The organism is Bacillus cereus (assembly GCF_002567495.1).
GTDB lineage: Bacteria > Bacillota > Bacilli > Bacillales > Bacillaceae_G > Bacillus_A > Bacillus_A cereus_AQ.
Genome location: NZ_NVAP01000021.1, coordinates 1 through 20,098 on the forward strand (window position 1 = coordinate 1; position 20,098 = coordinate 20,098).

Here is a 20,098-nt window from a genome sequence, read left to right on the forward strand (position 1 = left end):
ATGGTGGAGGATGACGGGATCGAACCGCCGACCCCCTGCTTGTAAGGCAGGTGCTCTCCCAGCTGAGCTAATCCTCCGAAGTGGTGACCCGTACGGGATTCGAACCCGTGTTACCGCCGTGAAAGGGCGGTGTCTTAACCACTTGACCAACGGGCCAATATGTATGGCAGAGAAGAAGGGATTCGAACCCTCGCACCGCGTTAGCGATCTACTCCCTTAGCAGGGGAGCCCCTTGAGCCACTTGGGTACTTCTCTGTATGGCTCCGCAGGTAGGACTCGAACCTACGACCGATCGGTTAACAGCCGATAGCTCTACCACTGAGCTACTGCGGAATAATGAAGACAATTTGTATCTTATAAAATTTCTCTCTGTAAGTCAAGAAGTTTTTAACAACATCTTGTTCAAACGTGACATGTTTATAATATACTGGATTGCGTTTTTACTGTCAAGATGTTTTCGATATCGGTTTGAGTTTCCCTTTACATTTTCCACAGACATATCTTTTTGTATTTATTTGACGCCTTCTTACATATTGAAATGAACACTCCATACATTCATACGTATAAACCTTTCTTTCCTGCTCTTCATTACTCATTCGTTTACAAAAACGTGGCGCACCGACTTCTTTTAACAGTTCACGAAAATCCCTATCCCGGTGCTTATACCCTCTTCCTGTAATATGTAAGTGATAATGACACAGTTCATGTTTGATGATTCCGATTAACTCCTCCTTACCATACATTTCGTAATATCGATAATTCAGCTCAACATTGTGACTCTTCAACAGATAACGCCCACCAGTTGTACGCAGCCTACTATTGAACGTTGCTTTATGTAAAAACGGCATTCCGAAGTATTGTAGCGATACCTCTTCCACTAGCCGCTGAATTTCTTTCTCGTCCATTCTCATTCCTCCTAAACAAAAAAATATTTTTACACTTTTCTCCCTTCTTATACATATATTAAATAGTACATATACCCATCCTCATTCAAGACGCGTGGTTTCTAAAAACACAACATGAATAGAAATCCACTCACCAACCTCTCATCAATAGCACTTTAGATTTTTGAGAGTAGGATTAAACAAGGAGGGATTCCTATGCCTACGTGGCTAAAAAAACAGATGCAACGTGCATATTTCGAAAAAAACCGGTATCAAATTAAATTGCTAAATGAATGCTGGTTTTATTATAGCAAAATACATCAAAACTCATAATCCATTACACTTTTTATTCCATAAAAAAAGAGCAGTTTCATCTGCTCTCTTCTCTTACTATTCAATTGGCAACATAGATAGTGCAACGCGCCCCTTTTTTGTATCAATATCATCTACCCATACTTTTACAATTTGCCCTACTGATACAACATCTAACGGATGCTTTACAAACTGTTTGCTAAGCTTAGAAATATGAACTAAACCATCTTGCTTTACACCAACATCCACAAAAGCACCAAAATCAACTACGTTACGAACTGTTCCTTCTAGTTCCATACCACGTTTTAAATCTTCTAATTTCAAAATCCCTTTTTTCAGAAGCGGTTTAGGCAACTCATCCCTCATATCGCGCTCTGGACTAATGAGTGCATCTATAATATCAACTAATGTTGGCTCCCCAACTCCTGTTTCTTGAGACAACTTAGAAATCTCTACTTCTTCTAAGCTCTTTTGTAATTGAGGTTGCCCTACATCACTTATTGATAATCCTAGACTCTTCAATAACAATTCAACATTTTTATATTGTTCTGGATGAATACCTGTTCGATCTAACGGATTCGCCCCTTCTAATATGCGTAAGAAACCAATACATTGCTCATATGTTTTTGCACCTAGGCGTGGGATTTTTTTTAATTCTGTTCGTTTTGTAAATTTCCCTTCTTCTTCACGCTTTGCCACAATATTTTTTGCAACGGTTTTCGATAAACCTGAAACATATTGTAACAATGCAACTGAAGCCGTATTTACATTAACCCCAACTTGGTTAACAGCTGTCTCTACTACAAATGTTAATGACTCATTCAATCTCTTTTGAGATACATCATGTTGGTATTGTCCAACCCCAACTGATTTAGGATCAATTTTCACAAGTTCAGCAAGTGGATCTTGCAGTCGTCTCCCAATCGAAACTGCACTTCTTTCTTCAACTTGTAAATTTGGAAATTCCTCACGCGCTAAATCAGAAGCTGAATACACACTAGCACCTGCTTCATTCACAATAATATAAAAGACATCTCGTTTCACGCTTTGTAATACATCTACTATAAATTCTTCCGTTTCTCTAGATGCTGTCCCATTACCAATTGCAATCATTTCAACTTGATATTTATCTATAATAGAAAGAACTTTCGTTTTTGCATCATCATATTTGCGTACAGGTGGATGCGGATAAATAACATCAATATGTAGTACTTTCCCCGTATCATCTACTACAGACAATTTACAACCAGTTCTATATGCCGGATCTACCGCTAGCACGACTTTCCCTTTCATCGGGGGTTGTAATAATAAGTTACGTAAGTTCTCAGAGAAAATATGTATCGCTTGTTCTTCAGCTGTTTCTGTTAATTCTTTACGAATTTCTCTTTCGATTGAAGATTGAATTAATCGTTTATAACCATCTTCAATCGCTAATTGTACATAATGCGCACTTTTAGAATCGTTATTACGAATTACTTTCTTATATAAGAAAGTTACTATCTCATCTACTGGCGGGACAACAGAAACTCTCAATATATCTTCTTTCTCACCGCGATTCATCGCTAATACACGATGCGGCACTACTTTTTGCAAAGGTTCTTCATAGCTGTAATACATTTCATATATATTCTTTTCATCTTTTTCTTCATCTTTTACGGACGAAGACATAACACCTTTTCTAAACGTAACATTCCGAATCCAACTACGATAAGCAGCTTCATCTGAAATCATTTCTGCAATTATGTCTTGAGCACCTTGTAATGCTTCTTCTGCAGACTGCACTTCTTTCTCTGCATTAATAAATTCCACTGCCTTTTCATTTGGATCTTCCTTCTTATATAACAATAACCATTCAGCTAATGGTTCTAATCCTTTTTCTTTAGCAATTGTCGCTTTCGTTCTTCTTTTTTCTTTATATGGACGATATAAATCTTCTACTTCTTGCAACTTTGTAGCTTTAACAATTTGCTGTCTCAGCTCTTCTGTCAGTTTTCCCTTCTCATCAATAAGACGAGTAACTTCTTCCTTCCTATCTTCAAGTTGCATCATATATTGCCATCTCTCTAAAATCGCACGAATTTGCACCTCATCTAAAGAGCCTGTCCATTCTTTTCGGTAACGAGCAATAAATGGAACTGTGTTACCTTCTTCTGTTAATTGAATAACATGACGAACTTGCTTTTCGGTAAAGCCTAATTCTTTCACTAACATTTTCATTAACGCTTGTCGATTATCTACCATTTCCATATACAACCGTAACCTCCTCTATAATAAAAAAAAGTTGCCCTTCAAAGAGAGCAACTTAAACTGCCGATTTAAAAATCTATTAGTCCTAAACTAATTTGTAACGCTTCATCTACACGACTCATCATCACTTCATCCAAATGAGTGATTTTGTCCGTTAAGCGTTGCTTATCGATTGTTCGAATCTGCTCAAGTAAAATAACAGAATCTCTCTCAAAACCATACTTTTTCGCATCAATTTCCACATGAGTGGGTAATTTCGCTTTTTGAATCTGTGCAGTAATAGCCGCTACAATCACCGTTGGACTAAAACGATTTCCGATGTCATTTTGAATGACAAGAACCGGACGAACGCCTCCTTGCTCAGAACCAACAACTGGGGAAAGGTCTGCAAAATACACGTCGCCGCGTTTTACAATCAAAATATTACCCCCCGCTAACTAAGCGTTCTACTGTATGAGCTGCTTCATACTCTGCTAAGAAAGCTTCAGATGCAATACCAAGATTAATTTTTCCCATTTCAATATACCCACGTCGCATTGATTCATGTTGGTAGCGTTTCTTCGTCTTATGTTGACGCAATAACAGTTGTGTTGCCTGGCAAATTAGTTCATGGCGATTCTTATTCTCTTGTTTTCCAATTCCGTCCAATTCCGTTACCATTTGCTTTGGCAACCGAACCACGATTTCAGTAGTTACACTTGATTCGGACACAAAAATACACCTCCACCGTCAACTACACACCCAAATATATATATGACACCTATTGTAATAATACCATTGTATGGAGCCTGTTGCAAAGACTTCCTTATTCCTTGCTTATGTTTTCCAATTCACAAACAAAACATTCATCTTCTTCAATTTTTTATCTCATAAATAACCAAAAACAATAGAATTCCTCTTCAAAACTTACGCTCAACTTATATAAAAAATGATTATAAGTAAAGAGCTTCTCATCAAAAAGAGCTTATTCTCCAGCAATGACAAGAAGCAATCATACTACCTTCTATATATTATTCAAGTAATTAATTACCTCTACAACCTTACCGTTCCGTATAAATATTCTCGGCACACGGAAACTGATCGTTGCAATAATTTCATAATTAATAGTCCCTGAATATTCCGCAACCTCTGTAGCGCTAATATACTCATCTCCTTGCCTTCCAATAAGCGTAACTTTCGTACCAAGTGGCACTTCACAAGGAAGATGAATCATGAACTGATCCATTGTTACTCGCCCTACAATCGGTACCCTTTTACCATTTATAAGCACTTCAAATCCTTGCAATCTTCTAAGCCAACCATCTGCATAGCCAATCGCAACAGTCGCAATCCATTCTTCAGTTTTCGTTCGGTAAGTGACGTTATAACTAATCCCATCACCTTTAATCACCTGTTTAATATGGGCTACTTTCGTATGCAGTGATAGCGCCGGTTCTAATTCAAATGGTAAAAAAGGACGTATTTCTACAGAAGGAGATAATCCATACATTGCAATCCCTATTCGCACTGCATTAAATGTAATCCCTTGAAAACGTAACGTCGCAGCACTATTAGCTGTATGGACAAACTTAGGATCTACTCCGAACTCGTTCAACCAACTTAACTGCTCTAAGAACGTATTATATTGCTTATCAAAATACGAGGTCTCAACCTCATCTGCCGTTGCAAAATGCGTGTATACTCCTTCTAACTCTAAAAACGGTGCACCTTCTAAACTCTTTAAAAATCCCTTTAACTCTTTTCGTTCACGTATTCCAATTCTCCCCATACCACTATCAAAGTTAATATGGAATTTCATTATAGATGAACCGTCCCAAAGTTTAATTGCTTCGTCCACCCACTCTTGTTGAAAAACAGTTAGTGCTACATCATTTTCAGCAGCTACATTTACATCACGAGGCGGCGAGGGGCCTAGCACTAAAATCGGCACAGTAATACCAGCCCTCCGAAGCACTAACGCTTCATCTAAAAAAGCAACAGCTAACCTTGTTGCACCCGCTTCTAATGCCGTTTTAGCCACCGGTACATAATCGTGCCCATATGCGTTTGCTTTAACTACAGCAAAAATCTCTACATCACTTGGGATGAATTCTTTAATATGTGTAATGTTGTTATAGATGGCATCTAAATCCACTTCCACCCAAGTGTCACGGTAAAATGGTGCTTCTTCCATAAATACACTTCCTTATACACGATATGCGAAGCTTATTCTTTTATATGCTTCTTTTATGAAATCCACCTTCAAACTAAGAAAAGACGTGGTGCACATATATCACCACGCCTAAGAAGTTTACTTCACCTGCTTCGCTGTAACTGAACGAGCAACCATTAACAGCTCCTTCGGCTCTAAACCTTTAGACACGAGCATATATTCTACTCCGTTATGCGACCACGTTACAGAGTCTTTCGTCAATGCACCAATCGTAAACCCAAGATCAACTGGTTCTCCACTTACACCTACCGCTGATGAAGCCTCTGCAACTTTTGCCTTTTCTTGTATTAAAGTAAAGGATTTCTTATTTCCAGTGTATGTGAGTATCGCACGCTTGCCACTGTCTGTCTTCAACTCTTTTTCATCTTGTAGAGTCATACCTTGCGGTGTATCAAGTGGATACAAAATAGCAAACGGTTTGTCTTCTTTCGCTGTTGTCTGAACATCTACTTGCGCTCTAGACATATTTTGCTTCGTATCAAATGCACCTTTATCAAATTTTGCATCGAATTTCACTTTAGAGAAATCTACTTTTACAAGAACATTTTGATCATTATCCATTAATTTCACTGAAACTGGAGTCAAATCACTCTTATTCAATGTAATCTCTTGTCTCGGCAACATATTTTGATGTTGATAGTTTGTTTTTGTTTTAAAAATATAATACTTATCTGTTTTCTCGAAAGTAAGGTTTTTCTTATCCTGCAAAATATCTCTTACAAGTGATTCATATAAATAAGCCTGGCTACTATTTTGCGGCCAATCACTTTGAAAACGGAAACTCTTATTAAGTGCTGGCGTTAATACAAATACACCTTCTTCATTCCTTAAAATAATTTGGCTTTGATCTTTTTTTGCATTCTTTAAATTCACACGATAAAAAGACGGTTCCTTATGCCAAATCTCTACGTTATACTCCTGAGGCTCATTGCCTGTTTTAATAGATAATTTTGCTTCAGCTTGATAACTTTTCATCCCTTTTACTTTTGCTTCTAAATCTCTCACGACATCATCTTGCTTCTTTTCCATACAACCCGCCAACATAAAAACGGTCAACAAACCGACAAGAACTAAAAACAGACGCCTTTTCATCACTTCAGCCCCTTTGCCCCTATAAATGAATGGAAGATGTACCTTCCTTATCGCTACCTCAAATATATGAGACAAAGATATAAAATATGCAGACTAGCGTGACGAGCTTTCTAAAACAACTTGAGCAACAGCGAATTCCTTACTATGACTAATTGATAAGTGAACAATATGCTCTGTACTTGTAATCAGAATTGGCTTACCTCTTTCATCATTTTTCACTTCAATATCTAAAAAACTCACTTCTTTCCCGATACCAGTACCTACAGCTTTTGAATACGCCTCTTTCGCTGCAAATCTTCCAGCTACAAATTCTGTAAGACGACTTCCCTTCAACTCCATAGCAACATTACGTTCATTTTCCGTTAAAATACGTTCCATAAATTTAAGCTTTCCATCTAGCATTTTTTCAATACGATTTAATTCAATAATATCGATTCCAATCCCTATAATCATTTCGAAATCCCCTTCTTCTATTTAACTTTCTTCTTTCATATTGATAAGAATAACAGAGAATCTTTCTGATGCAAAAGGGGTGATAGTAACCGTATGCTAATAAAATCCACTCAGATTTCTTTACAACCGACTATTCTCACCTTACTTCTTATTCACTTAGTCATGATAATGCTAGGCGACTTTTTTCTCTTCCCACTCGCAGCCTCTAATGAATATATCGCTAAAGGAGAATGGTGGCGTGTCATAACTTCCCTTCTTGTACACGTAGACTTGCAACATTTTCTTTCTAATAGCATTTGTTTGTTTGCTCTTGGTTCATCTATCGAAAAGCAACTCGGACACTTTTCTTTTTTCATTCTATTTTTTCTTTCTGGAATTTCCGGAAATATTTCTTCTTACATTATTATGCCGCCTGAATATATTCACGCAGGTGCATCAGGTGGCATTTTCGGACTATTAGGCGCACAATTATTTTTATTGTACAATCGATATCGCTCTTCAAAACCAAAAGAAATTGCCATTTTCTCAATTATGATACTTCTATTACTGCTATTTACTTTCTTTAATCCTTCCGCCAATCCGATTAGTCATTTAACAGGTTTAATAACCGGCGGCATTTTAACTCCTTTTTTGACAAAAAAAAACGATGGTGCAAAGCTTATTTAATATAAAAGCTTGCACCATCGATAATTTCTACATCTACTTGTTCACTTAAATCCCTCATTAATTGAAATAAAGACTCATCCTTCATCTTCGCCTCAATCATACAATCAATTTGCGGAACACTTCCCTTTATCCTTCTTAAAAAAGATAAAAATTCGTCTACATTAATATAATCTGCATGGGCCCTTGGATCTTTTCCCTCTCTAGGGCTAGAGATATGCATTTTAACCGGCAACAAAGATGTTTCCCACGTATGAACAACACGTGCCCAATCTTCATACCAATCTTCTTGCTCATTATTCATCATATGGTGATGTAAATCAAACACGACGGGAATATCTAATTTTTCTCCTAAATATAATGTTTCCTCTAACGAAAAGGTTGTATCGTCATTTTCTAATATGATCATTTCTTGAATACCCCTTGGAACGTTAGACCAATTCTCTATAAAACGCTCTAATGCAAGTTCTTTATCTTTATACCCTCCTCCAACATGTAGTACACATCGTTGCTTATGTTCAATCCCCATGCCTTTTAATAATTTTTTGTGCATCCGCAATGTCCTTACAGATTGTTTAAAAATACTCTCCTCAGGTGAATTTAGTACAACAAAATGATCGGGATGGAAATCAATTCGCATATTCATATGAATTGCATATTCACCTAATTCTTTCAATTTTTCTTTTAAGGGACGAATATAGTTCCACTCTAGCAATTCCTCATGATTCGCTAAAGGAATGAGCTTGGAACTGAGCCGAAAGAAAGATATGTCATGTCCTTTATTATGCTTTAATAAACGTAAACAATTTTCCAAATTGGAATTAGCAATTCTTTCAAGTTTACGAATTGCAGCATCACGATCATCTATTTTCTGAAACTGTGCGTACGTCATCGTTTGAGATGGGGATGCATTCTTCAAATGTACACTCATCGCAACGTAACCAAGCCTTACAAGCATATAACAGCCCCTTTTCTATCCTAACTATTATGTAGTATGCACAATTACAGAAATAAAAAAAGAGAGTGCCGGCAAAGGGCATTCTCTTTTTTTATTAAGCTTGTGGACGGCTATGATGTTTTCTTTCGCCGCGTCCATTTGAAGATCCTGGACGACCTTGACCTTCACCTCTACGACCACGACTACCACCATCACGATTACGATCACGGTTTCCATCACGATTGCGATCACGGTTTCCGTCACGATTACGTCCATCACGGTTACGACCATCGCCACCGCCGCGTCCATCACGACTACGATTACGGTTACCATCACGGTATCCGCCTCCATTACCGCCGCGTTTTTTAGAACCGCCACCTCTTGAAACAACTGGTGGTTCTGATGTTAAAGCGATCGGAGTTGTATCCGGCTCTTTAGTCATCATTTTTAAAGCAGCAGCTACTACTGTTACAGAGTCATTCTCTTCTAACATTTCTTCTGCAATACGCTTGTAGTATGATAAGTTCTCATTTTGGATTGTGCTTTGAAGTTTTTCAGCGATTAAACGTTGTTGACCTTCTAATGCCTCATCAAGTGTCGGTGCTTCCATACGATCAACTTTACGTTTTGTTGTACGCTCGATATTTTTTAATTGTCCTGATTCACGTGGCGTTACAAATAACATTGCAATACCTTTTTTACCTGCACGGCCAGTACGACCGATACGGTGAACGTATGATTCTGGATCTTGTGGGATATCGAAGTTGTATACGTGTGTTACGCCTGAAATATCAAGACCACGTGCAGCAACGTCTGTTGCAACAAGAACTTCAATAGCACCTTCTTTAAATTTACGTAATACAGACATACGTTTCGCCTGTGTTAAGTCACCATGAATACCTTCTGCTGCATAACCACGTAAGTTTAATGCTTCTGATAATTCATCAACACGACGCTTTGTACGACCGAATACGATCGCAAGCTCTGGAGATTGAATATCTAGTAAGCGTGTTAACACGTCAAACTTTTTCTTTTCTTGCACTTCTAAATAGAACTGCTGAATGTTTGGCATTGTTACTTCTTTTGCTTTTACTTTAATGTGTTGAGGCTCAGTCATGAAACGCTCAGCAATACGACGGATTGGATCTGGCATTGTCGCTGAGAATAATAATGTTTGATGTGTTTCTGGCACATCTGTTAAAATCGCTTCAATATCTTCAATGAAGCCCATGTTTAACATTTCATCCGCTTCATCAAGAACAACAGTCTCTACGTTTTGTAAGCGAAGTGTTTTACGGTTAATATGATCTAAAATACGACCCGGCGTACCAACAATAATGTGTGGGTGTTTTTTTAGAGCACGAATTTGGCGGTTAATATCTTGACCACCATAAATTGGTAAAATACGAACACGTTTATGTTTACCAATTTTGTATAGCTCTTCTCCAACTTGAATTGCTAATTCACGCGTTGGCGCGATAACAATACCTTGAACTGCTTCTTTATTTGTATCCACTTTATCTAATAGTGGTAATCCGAATGCTGCTGTTTTCCCTGTACCTGTTTGCGCTTGCCCAATAATATCCTTACCTTGCAATGCATGTGGAATTGTTTCAGCTTGAATCGGCGTCGCCTCTTCAAAGCCCATACTTTCAACCGATTGCAGTAAAGACTCACTTAATCCTAATTCTCGAAATGTTGTCAATGTTACTTCTCCTTTTCTATCCTATACTTATCATTTAAAAAAAGGCGTTTTCCGAATTTGCGGAAAAGCCCTTTTCCTGAATGCTCACGTATATAACCGGGCGTATATTCTTCACGAAAATACTTCTAAACGTTATTACACTTTATCAATTATAAGTTTTGTATGTGTAAAAAGCAAACCCAACTGTTACCTTATTTTATATTCAGGGCCTTTTTCTTTACTTTTATTTTTTTATCATTTACTGTAAGCGCTTATTATAAGTTTCTTCTATTTTCGTGACTATCATCCCTATTTATATACACCAATTATTTCAACATCGTAATTACTTCTTCTAATTTCATACCGCGAGATGCTTTTATTAATACAACATCTTTCGCATCGACTACTGCTTGTAACTCTTTTACTAACTCTTCTTTATCATCATACGCCTTTACACGTTCATTAGGGAAATTAATTTTCGCTCCTTCAGCAATTTGAGCCCCTAATCTACCGTATGTGAATACATGTGAGATTTTTGCTGGATCAATTAATTTACCTACCTCATAATGGAACTGCACTTCTTGATTTCCAAGTTCTAACATATCACCGAGCACAACGATTTTTTTAGCAAATCCATCTAAACCGTTCATTAAATGGAATGCTGCCTCCATAGCCGTCGGACTTGCATTATAAGCATCGTTAATAATTGTTAATCCACTATCCGTTTTTACAATCTCCATACGCATGCCCGTCATTTGAAGTGTTACTAAACCTTGTTTCATTTCTTCCCACGTCACACCAAAATGCGTCGCAATTGCCATTGAAGCAAGTGTATTATACACATTATGTTTCCCTAACACCGGTAGGTAGAATGAAATATTTTCATCTCTATTCATTTTAAAATGTGTCCCAGTTGCCTGTAATGTTACAGTCGTTGGATAGTAATCGTTTGCTCTTGCGTCACCAAACGTAATTGTTTCCGCTGCTAAATTCATTTCAGGAACACGATTCGTTAATAAAGGCTCATCTCCATTATATACGAACACGCCACCTTCTTGTAACCCTGTAACAATTTCTAATTTCGCTTCAGCAATTGCCTCACGAGATCCTAAATCCATTAAATGTGCCTCACCAATATTCGTAATGATAGCTGCATTAGGACGAGCTAACTTAGATAAAAATTCAATCTCTCCTCGGCTTGACATGCCCATTTCTAATACAGCTACTTCTGTATTTTCTTCTAAGTTTAAAATAGTAAGAGGTAACCCAATATGGTTATTGAAATTCCCTTCTGTTTTTTGAACTTTGAACTTAGTCGCAAGAATACTTGTCACAATATCTTTCGTGGATGTTTTACCGTTACTACCTGTCACACCAACAACTTTAACATCCAATTGATCGCGATAGTTTTTCGCTAACATTTGCAGTGCAGATAGCGTATCTTCTACAAAAATAACCGGAAGATTCTCGGGTGGATTTGCTACATCTTTCATCCATAATGTAGCTACAGCTCCATTTTCAACTGCTTTATCTACAAAAGCATGTCCATCGAAACGCTCCCCTTGAATCGGAACATATAAGTTTCCTTTTTCAATTTTTCTCGTATCAATAGACACACCTTGAATAATAGTTCCCTCATATTGCTCTGCTAATCCAGTACCATTTACCATCTGTTCTACTTGCTTTAACATTCGCTTTATCATATAGAAACGCTCCTTACATAGAGGAAGCACTATTCCTGCGAATAGTGCCTCCTCCTTTTTTGTTAGATTGTATATTTAATTTTTTGTTTTTCTTCGTGACGTTCAATCGCTAAACGAATTAGCTCTTCGATTAACTCTGGATACGGTAATCCAGTATGTTGCCATAATAGAGGGAACATACTAAACGGTGTAAATCCTGGCATTGTGTTTACTTCGTTAATATACACTTCTCCGTCTTTCGTTAAGAAGAAATCAGCTCGCGTTAAGCCTGCACCATCTAATGATTGGAACGCAATAATCGCATCACGCTTAATTACATCAGATTCTTCTTCTGTCATTTCAGCTGGAATAATTAACGCCGTATCACCATCGATATATTTCGACTTATAATCATAGAAGTCCTTTTTCGGAACGATTTCACCTACAACTGAACATTTCGGTTCATCATTACCTAGTACACCAACTTCTACTTCACGACCTACAATGTTTTCTTCTACAATAATTTTGCGGTCAAATTGGAATGCCTCTACAAATGCATCCTCAAGTTCTTCACGATTTTTACACTTATTAATACCAACACTTGAACCAAGGTTTGCTGGTTTTACAAAGCAAGGATATCCTAGCTTCTCTTCTACTTTAGAATAAGCTTCCTCACGATTTTTTTCCCATGCACTACGAATGAAAGACGCATATTTTGCTTGTTTTAAACCAGCCTCTGCAAAGATGTTTTTCATAACAACTTTATCCATACCAGCAGATGATGCTAGAACACCATTTCCTACATAAGGAATATTCATCAATTCTAATAATCCTTGAACCGTTCCATCTTCACCGTTTGGTCCATGTAGTAATGGGAAAATAACGTCAATAGCGTTTTCCTCAGAAGCTGCAGATGGAATAATTTCTGTACTTAATGATAACGGAGAAATCGCATTTTCTGCACCGTTCATTTTTAAAGCTTCAACATCTGTTACTTCGCCTTCAATACGCTCACCGCGTACCCATTGACCTTGTTCTGTAATATAAATTGGATGAATCTCGAATTTATCTTGATTTAACGCTTTAATAGCAGCAAGAGCCGTCTGTAACGAAACTTGATGCTCAGCTGATTTTCCACCATATAATAAACCTAATTTAATTTTTGTCACTGAAATCACCCTAACCAATTGTTTTCATTTTTCTATTTTAGCACTTTTTATAAAAATAGGTAGTTCCTATTTGAAATAAAATGTAACTTCCATAAATAATTAAATGACATCACTTATTGGTTTTTTAATTCATTTTCTTTATGACTACACAAAATAAAATGGCAATCTAATCTAGTTATGTACCTAAAATATGTAGAAATCCCCTTTTTTGTGTATGTCACCTATTCACTAAGAAGATTGTTTGGTCAGTGTGTCTTTTTGCCTTTGCTCAACGAGGCGATCTAAAGAAACATATACAATACCAGCAACTACACATCCTACAGCTAAAATTGTAAATAGAAAGTGGCCAAGTAATCTATCTAATAAAAAACCTCCCAAAAGTGGACCAAATGCACTTCCTGTAATCCACTGCAAACTTGCAGCTCCCATATAAGTCCCTCTCAAATGCTCAGGAGCCAAATTGGCTACAAATGTCATCTGTACAGGCGACATAATCATCTCACCTAACGTATATATAGCATAAACGAACAGTAGTGTTATTAAAATAATCGTAGCATTTGTATCAAATTCTCCAAACCACTTCGGTAACCACCCTATAAAAAACAATCCAATCCCGAACAAACATGCACCATATAACATTGTCTTCCCGACTGGTTTATCCGTAGCCCATTTTGAAATTTGAAATTGGAATAAAACAACTAACAGTCCGTTTAACGCCATTAAATATGGATATGGGTTATTAGCTCCAAAAATACGTTTCATTTCGTTATCAAAATGCAGTGGCAACATGCCTTCGGTTTGAGAAAATCCCATCGAAATAATAATACCCGCTAATAAGTAAATCATTAATGCCTTATCTCGCATTACAATTTTCCAAACTGACCCAGATTCCTTTTCTTTATGTTCTTCCTTATCTGTCACCTTTGGCATCGTCTCTTGAATTAGAAGTAATACAAGTAACGCATAAAATAGCATTGTAGACGACGCAATAATAAACACAAGATTTTTTGACAACACCACTATTGATGCCCCCATTATCGGACCAATTGCAGCACCTATATTGTGTCCCATCCGCAATAAACCATATGCCTCTGTTCTTTTTTCTGGCGCCGTTACATCTGCGACCATAGCTGATGCAGCTGGATGAAATAAAGAATTACTCAATCCTAAAAAAATAGATAAAATTGCATATGGAATAAATCCTTCTATAAATAGAAAACCGAGCATTAACAATGCATTACTTGCCATAGAAAATATCATAATTGGCTTTCTTCCATATATATCAGCAATTCTCCCTCCTATAAGTGATCCAAAGCTTGCAGCAATTGGAGAAAGCGCCATAATAACCCCAACCTCCAACAACGAATCTACCTTATCTTTTAAATATAATGCAAAAAAAGGCATTAACATCATCATTGCAATTCCATTTAACGTCTCTCCAATAAATCGAATCCATACGTTACGATCCATCTCCCTTAACTCACGCCACGTATTTTTCATCATTTCACCCCTTTAGTTAGCCAACAATTATCTTATAATAAGTTCAGAAAAATGTAAATTTTCAAATAAAAAAATCCATTCTAACAGAATTAGAATGGATTTTTCCGCTTATAAATTCGCTACATCATCTTCTTTTTTGCTACTATTTAAAGCGCTATGCTTTCGACTATATAAGAAGTAAACTGCCATACCAATAACCATCCATATCCCAAAACTAATCCAAGCCGTTCCGGATAATTGAAGCATTAAGTATAAACAAAAAATTACTGTTAACGCTGGTAAAAATGGTACAAGCGGTGCCTTAAATGCCCTTGGTAAGTCCGGATGAGTTCTTCTCATTACAATTACCGCAACAGCTACGAGTGCGAACGCTGACAATGTCCCCATATTTACAAGGTGCGCTAATACATTTAAATCTATTAATCCCGAAATCAGTGCAGCAATAATACCAGTCGTCCAAGTATTTAAAAACGGCGTTTTAAATTTCGGGTGAACTTTAGCAAGACGCTTCGGCAATAAACCATCTCGGCTCATCGCATAAGAAACGCGAACTTGCCCATACATCATAACTAGCATTACTGTTGTAATTCCTGTGATTGCTCCTACTGAAATTACCCCTGCTAAACCATCTTGTCCAATAAATTGAAGTGCAAAAGCAACTGGATCTGATATATTTAGCTGTCCGTATGGAACAATTCCTGTCAAAATAAGCGAAACAACGATATAAAGAACTGTACAAATTAATAACGATGCAATAATACCAATTGGCAAATCACGTTGCGGACGTTTCACTTCTTCCGCAGCCGTTGAAACTGCATCAAATCCTATAAATGCGAAGAATACTGTAGCAGCCCCAGCCATTACACCATCTAACCCAAATGGCATGAAAGGCGTCCAGTTTTCAGGCTTCACATAATTAAAACCAGCAAAGATAAAAATAAGAACAACTGCTATTTTAATAAATACCATAATGTTATTTACTCGTGCGCTTTCACGAACACCTCTAGATAAAAGAACTGTCATCACTAAAATAATTAGAACTGCAGGTAGATCAATTATTCCACCCTTCCCTGTACCAGGAGCCGAGGAGAGAATAGTCGGAATGTGAATTCCAAATCCCTTTAATAAAGATTGAAAATATGCGGACCAACCGTTTGCTACAGCAGAGGTAGCAAGTAAATATTCAAGCATTAAGTCCCAGCCAATTAAAAATGCGAATACTTCCCCCATCGTCGCGTACGTATACGTATACACACTGCCCGATACAGGAACTGAAGAAGCAAATTCAGCATAACAAAATGCAGCAAAGGCACAAGCTAGCGCGGCAATCGCAAATGATAATATAATAGCTGGCCCAGAATGCTTCGCTGCCACAACACCCGTTAGAACAAAAATACCAGTTCCAACAATTGCTCCAATTCCAAGCATAGTTAAATCTAGCGCGCCCAATGTTCTTGCTAACGTCTTTTGCTTACTTTCTTGCATTAACTTTGCAATAGGCTTCTTTTGAAAAATTTGCTTCATCTTTCACTCCTCCAAGTTTTAAATTTTCTGAAAATTTTTAATTTGCTTTTTTATTTTACTCATAACACTTTTTCCAGTCAATACTTTTGTCGAAACAAGTAGAAATTCTTCTGAATATGCACGATTCTTATCATTCTTTCTATATATCTTTCGACAACTCTTTTTGGTATTATTATACATGTCGATTCCACAAAAGAGGCATGCTCCCTTATTGAGAGCATGCCTCTTTTTACTTATTTCACAGTATATGAACCCTCTTCAATCCAGCTATACATATATTTTTCATCTTCTGTTTCATGTGCTTGTTTTACAATACGAAGCGGACGGAATGTGTCTATCATAACAGCTAATTCAAGTGTTTCCTTCTTCCCTATACTTGCCTCTGTTTTTCCAGGATGTGGACCATGAGGAATCCCGCTCGGATGAAGTGTAATAGAACCTTCCTCCACACCTTTGCGACTCATAAAGTTACCTTCTACATAGTAAAGTACTTCATCACTATTAACATTACTATGATAATATGGTGCTGGAATCGACTCTGGATGATAATCGTATAAACGTGGTACGAAAGAGCAAATAACAAAATTATGCCCTTCAAATGTTTGATGTACTGGTGGTGGCTGATGAATGCGCCCTGTAATTGGTTCAAAATCTTCTACATTAAATACCCACGGATATAAATAGCCATCCCATCCAACAACATCTAACGGATGGTGTCCTAAAACATGCTTATGCATATAGCCTCTTGATTTTGTCATTACGACAAAATCGCCTTTTTCATCATATGTCTCTAATTTTTCCGGGCCACGAATATCTCTTTCACAAAACGGACTATGCTCTAACAATTGTCCATATTCATTACGGTAGCGACGCGGTGTTGTAATTTGGCTATTCGCCTCTACAACAAGAAACTTAGTCTCCCCTTCATCTGGAATAACACGATAAATCGTTCCAATTGGGATTGTTACATAGTCGCCTTTTCTATAATGAATCGTTCCAAACATCGTTTCAATTTTCCCTGTTCCATAATGAACAAATAACATTTCATCGCCATCACCATTACGGTAGAAATAATCCATTTTTTCTGTTGGACTCACTACTCCAATTAACAAATCTTCATTTCCAAGTATGAAATTCCGTCCACTTATTGCATCACCATTTTTTTTATTTTCTTTCGTTCGGAAGTGGCGATGAGAAAGAGCAACATCCTCTTCATACTGTAACTGACAAGAATGTGATAATGCAGAATGACCTACTTCTGTTGGCATATAATGATGGTACAAAATAGACTGCGTACCAGAAAAACCTTTTGTTCCCATTACCTGTTCACGATAAAGTGATCCATCTTTTTTACGAAATTGTACATGTCGTTTATGAGGTAGTTCTCCCATGTGACGATAAAACATGCCCATCACCCGCTTCCTTTTCTTTTTTGATCGTATTACGTAGTGTACCTAAACCAGTAATCGACAGCTCTACAACATCTCCATCTTGTAGCCACTCTTCTGTACCCAGTTCTAAAATACATCCTGTTCCTACTGTCCCAGAACCAATCACATCTCCTGGGTATAACGTAACGTCCTCTGAAGCACGTTCAATCATTTCAGCAAATGTATAGTAAATATCTTGGAAGTTTCCTTTTGATAATAGTTTCCCGTTTACATGAGCAGTCATTTCTAAATCATATCGATCACCATTACGATAAACATCTAATTCCTCTTTCGTAACGAGATGTGCTCCTAATGAAGTTGCAAAGTCTTTTCCTTTCGCTGGACCAAGACCTACTTTCATTTCTGTTGCTTGTAAGTCTCTCGCACTCCAGTCGTTCATAATACAATAACCAAAAATATATTCCTCTGCTTGCTCACGAGAAATATTTCGCCCTTCTTTTCCTATTACGCAAGCAATCTCCAACTCATAATCAAGCTTTTTAGACTTTTTCGGACCAATTACAAAATCACCGGAACCGATTACAGCACGATGATTAGTAAAATAAAAAACCGGAATATCATACCATTCAGGCACAACATCTAGCCCTCTTCGTCCGCGAGCTGTTTTTACATGTTGTTCAAATGCATAAAAATCTCGAATACTACTCGGATTAGGAAGAGCAGCTGTCAATTGTACTTCTTCTAAAGCATATATACCCTTATTTGAACTCTTAATATTCCGCACTACTTCTACATACTCATCCGCTTTCTCTAAAAAAGCCAACATAGAGGAAGGGATTTTCCCTTCACTAGCAAGATTCATATCGATTACTTTGCCACCTTCAAGCCATCCAGCCCGTATTTCTTTTGAAGGAAGACGAAATGTAACAAATTTCACCCTGATTCCTCCTTATAAAAATGAAATTTCCACCAGCAAAGGGACTTTTGCTGGTGGATACAAATCTTATAAGTTTCCGCGACGCTCTTGTTCTCTTTCAATTGATTCGAATAACGCTTTAAAGTTTCCTTCACCAAATCCACGAGAACCTTTACGTTGAATAATTTCAATAAATAGAGTCGGACGATCTACAATTGGTTTCGTAAAGATTTGTAGTAAGTAACCTTCATCATCACGATCTACTAAAATCTTCAATTCTTTTAACTTATCAATTTCTTCATCAATTTTTCCAACTCGCGCAGTTAACTCATCGTAATAAGTATCAGGTGTATCTAAAAACTCCACCCCATTTGCACGAAGCGCTTCAACTGTTTTAACAATATCACTTGTTAATAAAGCAAGATGTTGTACACCAGCTCCATTATAGAATTCTAGATACTCTTGAATTTGTGACTTTCTCTTTCCATCTGCCGGTTCGTTAATAGGAAACTTAATACGACTTCCATTCGTCATAACTTTCGACATTAACGCCGAGTACTCTGTACTAATATCGTCATCATCAAAATGAATCATTTGTTTAAAGCCCATGACATTCTCGTAATAACTAACCCACTCTTCCATTTTTTCAACATTACCAACTACATGGTCTACAGCAATTAAACCAGACTCTTCAAATGGAATATTAAACTCTACCTTTTGGAACCCTGGCATAAATGCCCCTTTATAATTTTTACGCTCTACAAGCGTATGAATTGTATCACCATACGTACCAATAACTGCTTTTTTCAATGTACCGTCCTCATCTGTTAATTCCTCTGGTGGAGCAATTGCGACGGCACCACGTTTCACTGCTTCTGAGTATGCTTTATCAACATCATCAACAAGTAGTGCCACATCCTTCACGCCATCACCATGAGTCTTTACAAACTCTGCAATACGATTTTCACTACTTAAAGCTCCAGACACAACGAAACGCATATTTTTTTGCACAAGAACATAAGATACCTTTTCACGGTTTCCAGTTTCTAATCCAGAGTAAGCCACAATTTTGAATCCGAACGCTCTCGCAAGATAATAACTCGATTGCTTTGCATTCCCTACGTAAAATTCCAAATGATCTACATCACGTACTGGAAAAAAGTCCTCCATTTGTGCAGCTAGCGTATCCATAGATTTTTGTTTCATAATATCTTCATCCCCCTGTAAATAGATTAAATGGCCCCTACTTAAAACCAATCGAAAACGCTTCCAACATAAATAAATAGAAATTAGTTAGCAAGCTAACAAATTCTGACCTTTAAAATTTTCTATCTTTTCTGTCAAATCCCTCTTTTTTTTTACATATAAAATTCGACTTTTTTCTCTTTGAAATAAAGCGGGATTTTATTCAGTGGATTTTTGATTATTTGTT

18 protein-coding genes and 4 tRNA genes are annotated in these 20,098 nt (G+C 37.2%); 2 read left to right on the forward strand and 20 right to left on the reverse strand.

Going from position 1 to position 20,098, the window contains the following annotated elements; all coding sequences use genetic code 11:
* Position 1: 1 nt before the first annotated feature.
* From COK05_RS09355 to COK05_RS09375, 5 genes are all read right to left on the reverse strand, one after another.
* A tRNA-Val gene (locus COK05_RS09355) sits at positions 2-77 on the reverse strand.
* A gap of 4 nt (positions 78-81) precedes the next feature.
* Positions 82-156: transfer RNA gene (locus tag COK05_RS09360), tRNA-Glu, on the reverse strand.
* 8 nt (positions 157-164) lie between these two features.
* A tRNA-Ser gene (locus COK05_RS09365) sits at positions 165-255 on the reverse strand.
* 3 nt (positions 256-258) lie between these two features.
* Positions 259-333: transfer RNA gene (locus tag COK05_RS09370), tRNA-Asn, on the reverse strand.
* A 113-nt stretch (positions 334-446) separates the two neighbouring features.
* On the reverse strand, positions 447-905 hold the full coding sequence (locus COK05_RS09375; RefSeq protein ID WP_098612358.1) for a SprT family protein: 459 nt from the start codon (positions 903-905) through the stop codon (positions 447-449).
* 195 nt (positions 906-1,100) lie between these two features.
* Between COK05_RS09375 and cmpA the strand changes: the two genes are divergently transcribed.
* Entirely contained in the window at positions 1,101-1,217 is a 117-nt protein-coding gene (cmpA, locus tag COK05_RS09380) for a cortex morphogenetic protein CmpA (RefSeq protein WP_001143640.1), read from the forward strand.
* 57 nt (positions 1,218-1,274) lie between these two features.
* Here the strand turns inward: cmpA and COK05_RS09385 are convergent, their stop codons facing one another.
* From COK05_RS09385 to acpS, 6 genes are all read right to left on the reverse strand, one after another.
* Positions 1,275-3,443: a Tex family protein gene (locus COK05_RS09385; RefSeq protein ID WP_141538975.1), complete on the reverse strand. Its 2,169-nt coding sequence runs from the start codon at positions 3,441-3,443 to the stop codon at positions 1,275-1,277.
* A gap of 68 nt (positions 3,444-3,511) precedes the next feature.
* Entirely contained in the window at positions 3,512-3,862 is a 351-nt protein-coding gene (ndoA, locus tag COK05_RS09390; protein WP_000635965.1) for a type II toxin-antitoxin system endoribonuclease NdoA, read from the reverse strand.
* A gap of 4 nt (positions 3,863-3,866) precedes the next feature.
* Positions 3,867-4,154 carry an antitoxin EndoAI gene (locus COK05_RS09395; protein ID WP_000004570.1) on the reverse strand — a complete coding sequence of 96 codons (288 nt, stop codon included), beginning with the start codon at positions 4,152-4,154 and terminating at the stop codon, positions 3,867-3,869.
* 292 nt (positions 4,155-4,446) lie between these two features.
* A complete protein-coding gene (gene alr / locus COK05_RS09400; protein WP_098612360.1) occupies positions 4,447-5,616 on the reverse strand; it encodes an alanine racemase in 1,170 nt (389 codons plus the stop codon).
* Positions 5,617-5,733: 117 nt separating this feature from the next.
* Positions 5,734-6,684 (reverse strand): LolA family protein, encoded by a 951-nt coding sequence (locus tag COK05_RS09405; RefSeq protein WP_141538986.1) that lies wholly within the window; start codon positions 6,682-6,684, stop codon positions 5,734-5,736.
* 156 nt (positions 6,685-6,840) lie between these two features.
* On the reverse strand, positions 6,841-7,200 hold the full coding sequence (acpS, locus tag COK05_RS09410) for a holo-ACP synthase (RefSeq protein WP_000583415.1): 360 nt from the start codon (positions 7,198-7,200) through the stop codon (positions 6,841-6,843).
* A 93-nt stretch (positions 7,201-7,293) separates the two neighbouring features.
* On the opposite strand from acpS, the gene COK05_RS09415 reads away from it, so the two are divergent.
* The gene (locus tag COK05_RS09415) at positions 7,294-7,866 is read left to right on the forward strand and encodes a rhomboid family intramembrane serine protease (protein WP_098612362.1); all 573 of its coding nucleotides are present in this window, start codon (positions 7,294-7,296) and stop codon (positions 7,864-7,866) included.
* Here COK05_RS09415 and uvsE read toward each other — a convergent pair.
* From uvsE to hppD, 9 genes are all read right to left on the reverse strand, one after another.
* The gene (uvsE, locus tag COK05_RS09420; protein WP_098612363.1) at positions 7,859-8,821 is read right to left on the reverse strand and encodes a UV DNA damage repair endonuclease UvsE; all 963 of its coding nucleotides are present in this window, start codon (positions 8,819-8,821) and stop codon (positions 7,859-7,861) included. The genes COK05_RS09415 and uvsE overlap by 8 nt on opposite strands.
* Before the next feature lie 94 nt (positions 8,822-8,915).
* Positions 8,916-10,505: a DEAD/DEAH box helicase gene (locus tag COK05_RS09425; RefSeq protein ID WP_000206602.1), complete on the reverse strand. Its 1,590-nt coding sequence runs from the start codon at positions 10,503-10,505 to the stop codon at positions 8,916-8,918.
* Between the two features lie 305 nt (positions 10,506-10,810).
* Complete coding sequence (murF, locus tag COK05_RS09430; protein WP_098612364.1) at positions 10,811-12,187, reverse strand: UDP-N-acetylmuramoyl-tripeptide--D-alanyl-D-alanine ligase; 1,377 nt, start codon at positions 12,185-12,187, stop codon at positions 10,811-10,813.
* 62 nt (positions 12,188-12,249) lie between these two features.
* Complete coding sequence (locus COK05_RS09435; RefSeq protein ID WP_098612365.1) at positions 12,250-13,335, reverse strand: D-alanine--D-alanine ligase; 1,086 nt, start codon at positions 13,333-13,335, stop codon at positions 12,250-12,252.
* Between the two features lie 228 nt (positions 13,336-13,563).
* Positions 13,564-14,835 carry an MDR family MFS transporter gene (locus COK05_RS09440; RefSeq protein WP_098612366.1) on the reverse strand — a complete coding sequence of 424 codons (1,272 nt, stop codon included), beginning with the start codon at positions 14,833-14,835 and terminating at the stop codon, positions 13,564-13,566.
* A gap of 108 nt (positions 14,836-14,943) precedes the next feature.
* A complete protein-coding gene (locus COK05_RS09445) occupies positions 14,944-16,359 on the reverse strand; it encodes an amino acid permease (RefSeq protein WP_098612367.1) in 1,416 nt (471 codons plus the stop codon).
* A 233-nt stretch (positions 16,360-16,592) separates the two neighbouring features.
* Positions 16,593-17,765: a homogentisate 1,2-dioxygenase gene (locus tag COK05_RS09450; protein WP_098612425.1), complete on the reverse strand. Its 1,173-nt coding sequence runs from the start codon at positions 17,763-17,765 to the stop codon at positions 16,593-16,595.
* Entirely contained in the window at positions 17,731-18,687 is a 957-nt protein-coding gene (locus COK05_RS09455) for a fumarylacetoacetate hydrolase family protein (RefSeq protein WP_098612368.1), read from the reverse strand. Before COK05_RS09455 ends, COK05_RS09450 begins: the two co-directional genes overlap by 35 nt.
* A 66-nt stretch (positions 18,688-18,753) precedes the next feature.
* Positions 18,754-19,872, reverse strand: coding sequence for a 4-hydroxyphenylpyruvate dioxygenase (hppD, locus tag COK05_RS09460; RefSeq protein WP_000810920.1), 1,119 nt, complete (start codon positions 19,870-19,872; stop codon positions 18,754-18,756).
* Positions 19,873-20,098 lie beyond the last annotated feature (226 nt).